The 12,745-nt window shown below is 62.0% G+C and carries 14 protein-coding genes; 3 read left to right on the top strand and 11 right to left on the bottom strand.

The annotated features are described in order from the left end of the window. Window positions 1-83 precede the first annotated feature (83 nt). Window positions 84-2,243 carry a calcium-binding protein gene (locus tag NKI01_RS19590; protein ID WP_352494506.1) on the top strand — a complete coding sequence of 720 codons (2,160 nt, stop codon included), beginning with the start codon at window positions 84-86 and terminating at the stop codon, window positions 2,241-2,243. Between the two features lie 168 nt (window positions 2,244-2,411). Here NKI01_RS19590 and NKI01_RS19585 read toward each other — a convergent pair whose 3' ends face one another. Together NKI01_RS19585 and NKI01_RS19580 are read right to left on the bottom strand one after the other, a co-directional pair. Next, a complete protein-coding gene (locus NKI01_RS19585; RefSeq protein WP_352589425.1) occupies window positions 2,412-3,395 on the bottom strand; it encodes an aldo/keto reductase in 984 nt (327 codons plus the stop codon). Between the two features lie 10 nt (window positions 3,396-3,405). After that, on the bottom strand, window positions 3,406-3,561 hold the full coding sequence (locus NKI01_RS19580; RefSeq protein ID WP_352589422.1) for a YjiS-like domain-containing protein: 156 nt from the start codon (window positions 3,559-3,561) through the stop codon (window positions 3,406-3,408). Window positions 3,562-3,651: 90 nt separating this feature from the next. Between NKI01_RS19580 and NKI01_RS19575 the strand changes: the two genes are divergently transcribed. Next, window positions 3,652-4,644, top strand: coding sequence for a LysR family transcriptional regulator (locus NKI01_RS19575; protein WP_352964298.1), 993 nt, complete (start codon window positions 3,652-3,654; stop codon window positions 4,642-4,644). 98 nt (window positions 4,645-4,742) lie between these two features. Continuing rightward, window positions 4,743-4,844 carry a DUF2274 domain-containing protein gene (locus NKI01_RS30860; RefSeq protein WP_156948055.1) on the top strand — a complete coding sequence of 34 codons (102 nt, stop codon included), beginning with the start codon at window positions 4,743-4,745 and terminating at the stop codon, window positions 4,842-4,844. An 82-nt stretch (window positions 4,845-4,926) separates the two neighbouring features. On the opposite strand, the gene NKI01_RS19570 is transcribed toward NKI01_RS30860, so the two are convergent. The 9 genes from NKI01_RS19570 to NKI01_RS19530 form a co-directional block, all read right to left on the bottom strand. Next, window positions 4,927-5,742, bottom strand: coding sequence for an MBL fold metallo-hydrolase (locus tag NKI01_RS19570; RefSeq protein ID WP_352589416.1), 816 nt, complete (start codon window positions 5,740-5,742; stop codon window positions 4,927-4,929). A gap of 185 nt (window positions 5,743-5,927) precedes the next feature. Further along, a complete protein-coding gene (locus NKI01_RS19565; RefSeq protein ID WP_036244599.1) occupies window positions 5,928-6,143 on the bottom strand; it encodes a YdeI/OmpD-associated family protein in 216 nt (71 codons plus the stop codon). Between the two features lie 46 nt (window positions 6,144-6,189). After that, a complete protein-coding gene (locus NKI01_RS19560; protein ID WP_023718578.1) occupies window positions 6,190-6,984 on the bottom strand; it encodes a helix-turn-helix domain-containing protein in 795 nt (264 codons plus the stop codon). Window positions 6,985-7,059: 75 nt separating this feature from the next. Next, window positions 7,060-7,404 carry a hypothetical protein gene (locus tag NKI01_RS19555; protein ID WP_023718579.1) on the bottom strand — a complete coding sequence of 115 codons (345 nt, stop codon included), beginning with the start codon at window positions 7,402-7,404 and terminating at the stop codon, window positions 7,060-7,062. 144 nt (window positions 7,405-7,548) lie between these two features. Next, window positions 7,549-8,319, bottom strand: coding sequence for a type 1 glutamine amidotransferase domain-containing protein (locus tag NKI01_RS19550; RefSeq protein WP_031193870.1), 771 nt, complete (start codon window positions 8,317-8,319; stop codon window positions 7,549-7,551). Continuing rightward, window positions 8,316-9,815 (bottom strand): aldehyde dehydrogenase family protein, encoded by a 1,500-nt coding sequence (locus NKI01_RS19545; protein ID WP_352964293.1) that lies wholly within the window; start codon window positions 9,813-9,815, stop codon window positions 8,316-8,318. The genes NKI01_RS19550 and NKI01_RS19545 overlap by 4 nt, the downstream gene beginning before the upstream one ends. Next, complete coding sequence (locus NKI01_RS19540) at window positions 9,812-10,453, bottom strand: NADPH-dependent F420 reductase (RefSeq protein WP_352589410.1); 642 nt, start codon at window positions 10,451-10,453, stop codon at window positions 9,812-9,814. The genes NKI01_RS19545 and NKI01_RS19540 overlap by 4 nt, the downstream gene beginning before the upstream one ends. A 297-nt stretch (window positions 10,454-10,750) precedes the next feature. Then, the gene (locus tag NKI01_RS19535; RefSeq protein ID WP_352589407.1) at window positions 10,751-10,957 is read right to left on the bottom strand and encodes a hypothetical protein; all 207 of its coding nucleotides are present in this window, start codon (window positions 10,955-10,957) and stop codon (window positions 10,751-10,753) included. Next, the gene (locus tag NKI01_RS19530) at window positions 10,944-12,266 is read right to left on the bottom strand and encodes an NAD(P)/FAD-dependent oxidoreductase (RefSeq protein ID WP_352589633.1); all 1,323 of its coding nucleotides are present in this window, start codon (window positions 12,264-12,266) and stop codon (window positions 10,944-10,946) included. The genes NKI01_RS19535 and NKI01_RS19530 overlap by 14 nt, the downstream gene beginning before the upstream one ends. Window positions 12,267-12,745: the final 479 nt, after the last annotated feature.

The following is a 12,745-nucleotide window of genomic DNA, read 5'->3' as shown; positions in this document are numbered from 1 at the left end:
TCACGGGGTGCCGGTATGTGATTTGGCGCTAATATACGCAGTCTGTAGGTAGGGCGCTGTCGAAACAGAAAAAGGAATATTGGATGACAACTCTGCATTACACGTCAGGTGGATCGGGCACGGAAATTGCTCAAGCCGGATTCAATCTGGCTGACGTTTCATCCGTTGACCAACTCAATGCGCTGCCGGACGGTATGAAAGGCATGGTCTATCTGAACGAAACCGACGGAGTAACCTCCTCCTTTGTCGACAAGGTCACGCCCTTCATCGGTAATCCAAAGCTGTTCGGATTCTTCCTGGTTGACGAGCCGGATCCCACCGGCCAATGGGGTACCTACGCCTCTGCCGCAAATCTGAAGGCAGAATCCGACTGGATTCATTCCAATGTGCCGGATGCCAAGACCTATATCACGATGATGAGCCTGGGGACGTCGGCGAATCCAGATTTTTCGAACACCTACAATCCCGCCAGTACGGGTATCGATTACTACGGCGTGGATGTCTATCCTGTCCGCACGGATGGCGCGGTCGACTACAACATGATCGACAAATTCGTCGCCGCCGCTCAGGCATCGGGCATCCCGACGAGCCAGATCATTCCAGGCTACCAGACGTTTGGAGGTGGCGACTATAACACCGACATGGGTGGCAAATATGTCGTGCCCACCGCCACCCAGATGGAAACCATGATGGACCACTGGGCCAAGCTGGTTCCGTCACCCGCCTTCGACTACGCATACGCCTGGGGTTCGCAGCGAGGCGACACAGCGTTGGAGAGCTCTTCGGAACTGCAGGCCGTTTTCCGGGAACACAATCTCAACACTGGAGGGACTGCTCCTTCCGAAGCCGCGGCTACTGATCCCAGTTCTACGGCGAGCATCCCTTCCGAAGCCACCACCGGCGATAGCGCCTCGACTGCCACGGCTCCGTCCGAGGCCACCCCCAACGATAGCGCCTCGACTGCCACCGCCCCGTCCGAGGCCACCCCCAGCGATAGCGCCTCGACTGCCACGGCCCCGTCCGAGGCCACCACCGGCGATAGCGCCTCGACTGCCCCTGCCGAGGCCACCACCGGCGATGGCACCCCGACTGCCACGGCCCCGTCCGAGGCTACCCCCAGCGACAGCACCTCGACTGCCACGGCCCCGTCCGGGGCCACCCCCAGCGACAGCACCTCGACTGCCACCGCCCCTTCCGGGGCCATCACCGGCGATAGCAGCTCGACTGCGACTGCCCCTGCCGAGACCACTACCGGCGATAGCAATCATAGCAAGACCGCGCTTTCGCACCTCCTCGCTGGCAATAGCAGTTCGACCGACACCGCCGCCTCCACAAGCGATGGTAGTGATAGCAAGACCGCGCTTTCGCATCTCCTCGCCGGCAATGGCCGTTCGACTGATACCGCCGCTTCCAGCGCCACCACAAGCGATGGCAGTCATGGCAAGACCGCGCTTTCGCCCTTCCTCGCCAGCGACGGCAGTTCGACTGCTACCGCCGCTTCGGGCACCACCACCAGCGATGGCAGTCATGGCAAGACCGCGCTTTCGCACCTCCTCGCCGGCAATGGCAGTTCGACTGATACCACCGCTTCCGGCGCCACCATCAGCGATAGCAGTCATGGCAAGACCGCGCTCTCGCACCTCCTCGCTGGCAATGGCAGTTCGACTGATACCGCCGCTTCCGGCGCCACCACAAGCGATGGCAGTGATAGCAAGACCGCGCTTTCGCACCTCCTTGCCAGCGACGGCAGTTCGACTGACACCACCCACGATAATGCCGGCGACAAGGTAAGCGAGGGCAGCAGCGTTGACCGCATATTGGCTGCGTTGAACCATTCTCTTTCGGCCGGCTCGGAGCTTCTCCCGACCAACGACCCGTCCGACACAACGGCAACCAGCCTGGTTCGCCACGGGTTCGCGCAGACCGTCCAGCCCGATGAAAATGTCGGCGCCCAGGCAAAAAATGGCGCCGCCGAGATCATGTCCGGCCACGGAGGCAACGACGCCTTCGACTTCAGCAAGCTCCAGGACAAGCTCCACCTCGATCAACCCGCTCTTACCGAGCTTAAGTCGGGCGGGCTTTCATTGCATGCTTCCTCTGCTGATACGGCCGCCGATGATGGTTCCCACCACATCATCTTTGACAGTACAACCGGATCGCTCTCTATCGACAGCGATGAAGTCGGCGGCGCAGCTCAAGCGCAGCTCGCTACCCATTTCCCGTGGCAGCATCAGTCTTTGTGATCTGAAAACCCGGAGTGGCGGACCTTCAAATGGAGTCGGGTCCGCCGCTCCGTCTTTGTTCAATTGCGCCACGGAAGCTTGGCCAAGGGAAGATAAGATACCGGCGGACATCGGAGAGATCGAAGTTGGTCGGCATCATCACCAAATGCGAATTTCGGATTCGCAACACTAAGCGGTCTCGGCAATTTTCAGCACGGCGTCGATCTCGGCCATCACCGCTGCCGGCAGCGGCCCTCTTTCCAGCGCACCGAGATTGTCCGCGACCTGCTCGGGCCGCGTGAAGCCGGGAACCGGCAAGGCGATTGCCGACTTGGCGAGGATCCAGCCGAGCGCACCCTGCGCAAGCGTGCGTCCGCCCGAGGTGAGCAGGTCGCGGATTGCCGAGAGCCTTGACAGATACTGCGGGTTGGCGGCGCCATCCCTCAAAAACACCATCCAATCGGCATTCCCGCCGCGCACGTCATCGGTGGGCAGCCTCATGGCCGGCGTGTATTTGCCGGTGAGCAGTCCCATTGCCAGCGGCAGCCGGCTGAACGAGACGAGGTGCTCGCGCGCCGCAACGGCCATCAGCTCGTTCGCCGGGGTAAACACATTGAAGTCGTTCTCTACGGCGACGAAACCCTCGCGCGGCGCGTAGGCCGCAAGCCGTTCGCAGTGATCGGTGCTCCAGCCGAAGCCGCCTATCTTGCCCTCCTGGCGCAACAGGCCGAGCGTATCGAACACCTCGCCGGCGCGTTCGATCGGATATTCGTTGATGTATAGCAGCACGACGTCGACAAAATCGCGCTGCAGGCGCTGCCGCGAATTGTCGATCGATGTCCGGATCGCCGCGGCAGAGGCATCCTCGGGAGCGATCTTGCGCGTTTCGGGATCGCCGAAATAGCCGACCTTGGTGACGATGACGGCTTCGTCCTTACCCTTCAACGCCCGCCCGAGGATTAGTTCGGCATTGCCGGCGCCATAGGCGGCAGCCGTGTCGAACACCCGCGCGCCGATGTCATAGGCCATCGCCAGCGCGGCTTGCGACCTGATATCGTCGACCTCGCCATAGATTGTCGCCGTGTCGCGCCAGCGCGCGGCACCCCCCGCTGCCCAGGTGCCGATCCCGATGCGCGGCACCGATCGGCCATCCCAAAGCTCCATCATCTCCATGCCCGTTTCCTCAATGACGCAGGCTGGCATGGCGGGCACGCTCGCGGATCTCATCGCGGGAAATGCCAGCATCCACCAGTGTGCTGTCCGGGGCCTGCCTCAAGCTCGCAAGCGTCTGGCGATAGGCAATCCAGCGGGTGAAACGGTATCGAAGTTCATACAACATGGTCGTCTCCTTTGGCGCGCAGAATGCCCGCGCGCCTGGGTTGATCGAAAGCGCAAAGCATCTGCGCGAATCGCATGCTCGATCGAAAAGATGGCGCTCGCTTCTTGGCCAGCCGAGGCGCTTATATCCAACGCCTCCAATTCCTGCATACTTGCGCGCGATGCCCGCTTCGCGCTACAGCCACGGTCGCAAGGAGTTTTTCATTTCTGCAAAATGGATATTGGCTGGGACGATCTGAGGTTGTTTCTCGACGTTGCGCGGCTGGGTGGCTTGAGCGCAGCGACGGGAACCACGCGCCTCAGCGCAGCCACCCTTGGACGACGCGTCACCGCGCTCGAAAACCAGATTGGCGAACCGCTGTTCGTGCGCCAGCAGACCGGCTACCGGCTGACCCCGGTCGGGGAAGAACTGCTGCGGCGCGCCGAAGACGTCGAGGCAGCAATGCAGTCGCTGACCCGCTGGCGCGAGGGAAACCTGCCCGACCGCATTGTCCGCGTCTCGGCTGGGCCATGGACCTCGGCCTTCGTTTCCGCCCATATCGGCGAGATCTGGACGGTCGATGATGGCATAAGGGTGGAACTCGTCACCACCACCGACCGGGTCGACATCGGCCGCCGCGCCGCCGACATCGGCATCCGCAGCGAGCGCCCGACCGAGCAGTGGCTGGCCGGCCGTCTGAGCGGCAAGGTCGCCCACGCCATTTATTCCGGACGCCACCTGATCAACGGCATCGCCGCCGGATTGTTCGTCGGCGTCACCGGCGAAGGGGCAAACATTGCCTCGGCGCGCTGGCTGCAAGCCCACCACGGCGACCGCATCGCCGTTCGCGGCAACAACACCCATTCGGTGCGCGAACTGGTAGCCGCCGGCGCCGGCCTTTCGATCTTTCCGTGCTTCGTCGGTGACAGTGATCCGCGGCTGGTTCGCGTCGCTCAGCCTATCCCCGAACTCGAAACCGACCAATGGATCGTCACCCATCACGAGGAACGTCACTCGCCGCCGGTACGAAAAGTCGCCGACCGGATTGTCGCCTTGATGCGGGCGCACCAGCCGCTGTTTCGTGGCGAGACGCCGTTCCGGTAAGCCTCAGGTGTCGATCGGCCGCAGTGGATCAAGAATACTTTGGTGGGCCGGACGAGATGCCGCTGCCGTTGATTTAATTGATCTTTTCGTGTGCCAAAATGAAGGTGACGCAAGAGCTTTCGGCGGCGGTGCATCGGGCGTTGGTCACTTATGCTGAAGTCCTGCGCTGGAGCCAGGCAAACACGTCTCCCGTCCCATAAAGCGCATTCCTTCGTGATAGAGCATTTCATGGCCAGGGATCGAGGTTTAGCCAAGGCACAGCGCGACGGGAAAGATGCGGTATCACTTTGAACGCGGCGGCATCGCTCGAGCCGGCTCATAGCCGTATGCTTCGCCCTTACGCGCCACGCGACCGATGCCCGGCCAGCCAAGGTGCGCGCCGGCGATCCACGTCCCCGCCTCGGCCGCGTCACTGAAAACCTTTAGGCGGGTTGCGCGCGCGGTCAGCTGATCGTCGTCATAGCCCCAACTGAACGCGGGATTGCCGAACTGCAAGGCCGGCACATGAACGATGTCCCCGAAGAATAGGAAACGGTCCTCGTCCGCGTCGAACGCGTAGCCGGTATGGCCGGCAGCATGACCGGGCAGGGCGACCGCCCTCAATCGCTCACCCACCTGGTCGCCATTCTGGACGGGCTTCAGCAGGGGCCGGAACTGCGCAAGGTGCGCGTAAGCGAAAAAGCTCTCCACAGCCGCCTCGGGAATTACGATCGCCTTCAAGTTTGGAAAGAGCGCTCGGCCGTCGGGGGTCAAAAGTCCGTGCACATGATCCTGATGGGCGTGGGTGAGCGCCAAGACCGTGATCGAAGCCGGGTCAATCCTGGCTTCCGCCATGGCCTGCTCAAGACGCCCCACTGTCGGGGCCCAGCCCCCTCCTCCGCTGTCGATAAGAACGCCGTCAACGCCTGGACCTGCAAGGGCGAAGCAATTGACAGACAGGCGAAGCGCCCCTGCCTGCGCAGCTTGCGGCACCGGATTATCCTGCGGATCCCGCAGAAGGTCCGCCGGCATCTCGATGTAACCGTCCGAGAGCGACCAGACGCGCCACCTTCCCGACGTGCTGCCAAGCACGTTGCTGCTTTGCGATGTCACGATCATTAAGGCCACCTGCCGCAAACGAAAATGGAGGATAGGTTCGATTGTCACTATTGGCTCTCTGCACCCTCTACGCAAATTCGTGGGGAAACCGGTGAAGATCAATCCGGAAAGCATCAGATCTCGATAAGCGACGGATTGGAAAATGATCGTTGACCGACCTGCTAGCTTCGTGGCGATGCCAGCTCTTATTGCATGCCCATGTAGATTCCTCCCTTCGTAAGCTCTTCAATCATCTGATTTATGCGCTTTCGGCGTGTTTCCGGGTGACGGGCGCGCGCGATCCAGTGCAAGTAATCATTGCGCTGATAGGGAGGCCGTTGCTTGAAAGCAGGCATCAGATTTGCGGCCTCGAGCTCTGCACGCAAACTGTCGGGCATTTTAGCCAACGGACGTTTCAGCAAATCACGTCTCCGCTATTCGAATTCTGATGATGGAATAGATCACAAGTCAGCCCTCGCGCCTGCGAGACCGCAGCCGGCCTGGCGACAGCCCTTTCAATCGGGTCACGACGCGATTCATATGGGCCTGGTGAGTGAAACCCGCATGTTGAGCAATCTCGGCCAGCGGCAGATCGCTATTTTCCAAAAGCTCGACCGCGCGATCAACGCGGCGGCGTAAAATGAATTGATGTACCGGCAATTGCGTCGCCTCGCGAAAGGCGGCGGTGAAGACGCGTCGTGGCATTCCCGAGATTCCGGCAAGATGGTCGATCGAGATCCCCTTTTCCAGATCGCCGTCAATCGCAGCGAGGACCCGGTCGAACCGCTGCGAGGTCAGGAGCGGAGATTTCTGCCGCCGCTGGCGTGCATGCCCGAGACGGAGCAGGTTCACGAAAATCAGGCCCAGCGTCCATTCACGGACGATGGCATTGGCTGGCGGGTCGCCTTCGAGGCGTCGGCACAACTCGGCCACCAGCGAATCGCGTATCGGTCGATCGGTCAGGATCACCAGGTCCTCAAGGGTCCCGGCTGCGGATACCAGGAGCCTTGACGCCAGCGCGGAGTCAACGGTGATCATCGTCAGCTCTCGCGGCTCCTCGATCTTGAACCGCGTGGCCCGCTCGGGAAGACTGAGCAGCAGATCACCGGGGCGCGTGAAGACGCGCCGCAGCCCGCGGCCAAGATCGATCTCTGCATAGGATGAACCGCTGCGAATCACACGCAGCTGAACGACTCCGGCCGGTGCATGGCGATAGTCGCCGGCAGGAAAGAACAACCTCTTTGCACTTGCCGCGGTCACCATCGTTGTACCGGGCGTCCGGACGCAAGTTCCTCCAGGACTTCGATGATCGATCGCCGCATCCTCGATCCTTGACGCCTACACTTTTGCCCGTTTGACTGGTCCACCAGGGGCATCATTTGCCAGGGCAGTCAGGTCACCGATCCGGGGCACAAAGATGTTGTGCAGTGTCTGGGTCATAATGGTCATTTCACGCTGAATTTGCAGTTCCTGTGCGGCGGGAAACAATGTGTCCTGCAAGAAGAGTTCCAGGCCTGCCTTGTCGTCCCATATCTCGATGATGCGATAGCCATCGTCGGTGGCATGCGCGATGTGCTGGTAGATGCCGCCAGCGGGCCGTTTCTCCACGCCGATCCGATCGAGGATGCGGCTATAATCTTCGGCCGTCAGGCCGGCAATATCAAGTGTCGTCACTACGGCCATGGTTCATCCTCGCTGCTGATAATGGTTGTTTGAAGTGGAGTTCTTGGACGGGCCCCGAATCTATTGGGCCGATGTCGTTTGGCATCGCTGTCCTGACCGCGAGTTTGACTCCCGAAGTTCACCCACAGGAGCGGCCTTTGGTCCTCAGCCACCGAGCGCCTCGATGACAAGACGGGCGGTCGCAGCTCCGGAGAAGTTCTGCTGGCCGGTGATCAAATTGCCGTCGCGCACGGCAAAATCGCGCCACAGCCCGGCCTGAATATAGTTCGCGCCGAGCGCACGCATCTCATCCTCGATCCGCCATGGCATCAGATGCGTACCGTGCGGCAGCGCGCCCATCTCCCAGACGGCATTATCGGCGAAGTCTTCCTCGACATTGGCGAAACCTGTGACAGTGCGCCCTTTGGCCAGCAGCTCGCCGGTTGAGAGGCGCGCGTAGCGCAGCAGCGCGACGCCATGACACAAGGCGGCCGCGACCTTGCCGGCCGCAAGAAAGGCGACGAACAGCCGCTGCAACTCAGTCGCGCCTTGGAAGGTGAACATCGGCGCCTGGCCGCCAGCGACGACGATCGCGTCGAACGCGTCGAACGACAGCTCTGCGATGGGCCGGGTCGTCTCCACCAGCGCCGCCAGTTTCGGCGTCGACAGGAAACCGAGCGAGATCAGATCCGTATCCGAATAGCCGGACGGATCACGCGGGTCGCTCAACACATCCGCCTCGCATTTGCCGCCCTCAGGCGAGAAGATCGCGACTTCGTATCCGCGCTCCGTGAAGGCGAGCCAGGGATGAGTTAACTCGCTCCACCAAAACCCGACCGGCCAGCCTGTGGTGGTTGATACAGCCGGGTTTGAAAGGACCATCGCGACCCGCTTTGGATGCAGCGGGTCGAGTGGGTTGGGATCACGCACGCTCATCGCGCCATCTCGACTGGTTCGCCAAGATTCGCCCAAATCGTCTTGTATTGGGTGTAGCTTTCCCACGCCTCGCGGCCCTGCTCGCGGCCATAGCCGCTCATCTTGAAGCCTCCGAACGGCGCATTAGTATGGTACTTGTGCCAGCAGTTCAGCCAGACCGTGCCTGCCTTGATCCGGTCGGCGAGCCGCAAGGCGCGGCCGAGATCGCTGGTCTGGATGCCCGAGGCGAGCCCGTAGCTCGTGTCGTTTGCGATCCGGATCGCGTCCTCCTCGCTGTCGAATGGAATCACCGGCAGGACGGGGCCGAAAATCTCTTCGCGCGATATCCTTAGGTCGTTGGTCGCATCGGCGAAGATAGTCGGCTCGACGAAAAGGCCCTTGCCGTTGACCTGGCGGGTGCCGCCGCCCGCGGTCAGTCGCGCGGTGCGCTTGCCCTCTTCGATATAGCTCAAGACCTTGTCATACTCGCCGCGCGACGCGATCGGCCCGATCATCGGCGCAGGGTCCAGCGGATCGCCGAGCGTCGCCGACTTCGCCATGGCGCTCAGCTTCTCGACGACCTCGTCATAGCAGGCGCGTTCGACCAGCAGGCGCGATCCGGCCACGCAGACTTCGCCCTTGTTCCAGAAGATGCCCCAGAAGGCTGCCTGTATCGCGGCATCGATATCGGCATCGGCGAAAACGATATTGGGACTCTTGCCGCCGAGCTCCATGGTCAGGTGTTTCATCGTCCCGGCACCGTTGCGCATGATGCCCTGGCCAACGGCGGTCGACCCGGTGAAGGCGATCTTGTCGACGCGGGCATCGTTGACCAGCGCGTCGCCGATGGTGCCGCCTGGGCCGGTGACGAGATTGTAGACGCCTGGCGGCACGCCTGCGTCGAGGATGACTTGCGCCAAGGCGAGGGCCGTCAGGGGCGTGTCGGTCGCAGGCTTGTGAACGACCGTGTTACCCGCCGCGAGTGCCGGCGCGATCTTCGAACAGGACAGCGCGAGGGGAAAATTGAACGGGGTGATCGCAGCGACCACGCCGAGCGGCTCACGCCGCGTCAGGATCCTGATATTTGGTTCGTAGCTGGTACGATAGGCGCCGTCCATTGCGCTCATGGCGAGCCCGCCATGAAAGCGGAACAGTCCCGAGCAGTGCGGCATGATGATATCGCGGAAATCGCGATAGGGCATACCCATGTCCATCGCCTCGCGCACAGCGAAATCCTCGGCGCGCTCGTCCAACAGATCGGCGATGCGGAACAGGACCTTCGCGCGCTCCTCATGATGCATCCGCGCCCAGGGTCCTTGCTCGAAAGCCCGCCGCGCGGCCGCGTCGGCATCGCTTGTGTCGGTGACGCCAGCCTTCGCAATATTGGTGATCGCCGCCTCCGTGGTCGGATCAAAAGTCGTCGACGTCTCGCCACTGACAGCATCGCGCCATTGGCCATCGATCAGCAGACGTCCTCCTGGAATCGCCTTGCGCCGCGCGGGTAGATAATCAGTCATGAACCGGTCCCGTCCTGTCGAATGAGATTGAAGGAAATTCTCGGCCCCATCCCGCGCCGATAGGCGAGTTGGACCAATAGCAGCATCATCGGCTCGATCAGGCGCGAGGCCGTGAGATCGCCGACATCGACCGGCATTGTCGGTAGATCGGCGAGAAGCCGGCAAATCGCCGCCTTGGCATCTGCGTCATTGCCGGCGACATAGCTCGTTACCGGATCGCCGTTGAGACGCGGATCATCCCTGTCAAGCAATTCGGCAAAGGTCGGAATGCACTTGACGACAAGCGCGCCCGGCGCGAGCCTCTGAACCTCCTCGCCTACCGACGTCGTAGTGCCGACCAGCATCGTGGAAAGATCAGGCGCGACTGCATTGGTATTGTCCCAGACGATCTTGCCCGACAAATCGCCAAGCGCGTCCATTGCCAACTCGAGAGCCGGCCATGGCGTCGCCAGGGCAATTACGTCGGCCCATCTCGCCACTTCGTCAGGGGCACCGAAGTCAACACGGAGGGTTGCCGCGATTGCGCGCAACTTGCCTTCGTCACGACTGAAGCTGAGGCGAATTTCGTGCCCGGCGAGGCCAAGACATTTCGCCAAGGCCTTGCCGAGCGAGCCTGGTCCGATGATCGCAACTTTCACAACTGCCTCCCGACACGCGGTCGGGCTTGCCTAGCACCATTGCAGTCGCGCTTATTTCACGAATTGCCCTTGCACGATCGGGCGCACTCGTCACATGGATCGGCGGCGGAACCGGATGTTTGGACCAGTTCATCAACCTGGTCTCGCGCGAGAATCCTCTTCCGGCGCCTTGCAGCAGACGTTGGCGGTTTCTTCCAGTTCATCGGCTCCGTCGACGGCGCTCTCCAGGTCTTGGGTTGCAATACCGAGCCATGATTTGCCAGAAGACCGCGGCATAGTTGCCAGGAAGATCACGGATCATCTCGCCCATCTTCTGATCGCCTGGCCGCACGTATCCGCGACCGTCAGCTCCTGCAGTGCGAGTTCCCTGCGATGCACCTGTGCGACCGCATCGGCCATAGCGGTCACGAAACGGTCCAGATCGCGCTTGAGCCCGTAGATATGCGGCCAGACCCAGCGCTCTTTGCTGCCGCTACGCGGCAAAATTGCATCAGAAGTCGCCAACTTCAATTTTCGATCTGTCCGTGAAGCGCGACAGGCGGAATGGAGTCGGGTCGACGCTTGCCGCGTCACCTGCGACCAGATCCGCCGCCAGATGGCCAATTCCAGGGCCGACGCCGAAGCCGTGTCCGGAACAGCCTGCGGCGACGAACACTCCACCGATGCTGTCCACCGGTGAAATCACGGGTACGGCGTCCGGTGTGGAGTCGATATATCCACCCCAGGAGGACACGACGCCGGCATCGGCAACGGTGGGGAACAGGGCTTTTACCCGCGTCATGATGGTTGCCACCATTCGCTTGTCCGGCGCAGGATCGAGGACGCGGATTCGCTCAAAGGGGGTCGGCCTGTCGAGATGCCAGCGACGGAGTGTTTCCGGGCCCTGGAAGAACGAGCGGCCTATGCCGATCTCGACGGCCTTCAGCCGTTTCATGAACATCGGCAGAAACGGGCGGACATAGCGGATCCCCTGCGGCGTGATCTCGAGGGTCGCCCTGCCGCTGACCGCGATCGTGTAGCTGCCATCGAGCCGGCGCGTCATGGCAAAGTCGGAAGTATAGACAGCCTCGCCAAAATCCGGTGCAGGAGCGGTCCGTAAGGCGGTCTGACGGACGCTGGCCTGCGGCAGCGAAACCGCATGCATGCGCAGGAAAGCAGAAGCCCAGGCGCCGGCGGCACATAGCACCGCGCTGGTGCGGATAAGGCCTTTCTCGGTGACGACGCCGCTCACTTGCCCATTGGTGATATCCAGGCCGCGTGCCGCGCAGTTCTGATGAATAGTCGCGCCATGCTTGCGCGCGCCCTCGGCGATCCGAGGGGCGGCAAGCCAGGGTTCGGCCTTGCCATCGTCTGCTGCGTAGACGCCGCCCAGCCATTTGCCGCCCGCCGCTGGAACGGCGGCAGCAGCCTCGGCGGCGGTAAGCATCCGCGTATTGACGTCGAACCGCCGCGCAACCTCGCGCCACTTGTCCCATTCGGCGAGCCGCTTCGGATCGTTTGTCGCATAGGTGAGCCCGCAACGGCGGAAGCCAAGGTCGTGCCCAATCTCTTTGGTGAGCTCTTCCCACAGGCGCATCGACAGATTGGCAAGCGGCAACTCACGTGCATCGCGGTTCTGCCGACGGCACCAGCCCCAGTTCCGGCTCGACTGTTCGCAGCCGACATACCCCTTTTCGACAAGCGCCACCGACAGGCCGCGCCGCGCCAGGAAATAGGCTGCGCTGGCGCCGACAATCCCGCCGCCGACCACCACGACGTCTCCTGACTCGGGTAGCGCTTTATCGCTACTGATTTGGTGGATAACAGGGGACATGGCGGCCTCGGCGATCAATGGAGCTAGCAGTATCGGCGATTGGTGCCGCAGAAATGCTCCAACTGGCGCCGATTTTCGGTATTTTTCGCCGAATATCGTGACACGGAACGCGCGCTTCTTTCGTAGTGTCAGTTTTCCCACTCGAACTGTCCTGGTGCTCCGTGGACTGCCGAAAAATCGCTGCGCCTCGTGTCTTTCCCACGGTCCTTGGCAGGCTCAATGGGGAAATCGTGGACTCCAGCAAGATGCCGCCAGCTGCGGCGCTGCCGCGATTGTGTTGCCCCGGCCCGGCAGCGCGACGGTAGCGACCTTTTCGCAACGGTAGGCCCGCCTGACGTCGCCGGCTGCATTTTGTCCGGTCACACGGATGTGGTCCCGACGACAGAGCCAGACTGGTCGTCCGATCCGGTTCCTGAGCCGATACATCGCCGGGTTGAGCCCGGATTGCCCATGTTGCTCGGCATCCCGCCGTCTGCGCT

This window comes from Mesorhizobium sp. M0815, assembly GCF_040319995.1.
Classification (GTDB): domain Bacteria; phylum Pseudomonadota; class Alphaproteobacteria; order Rhizobiales; family Rhizobiaceae; genus Mesorhizobium.
Note: the sequence above shows the minus strand (reverse complement) of the source record. Positions and strands in the feature narration are given on the sequence as shown.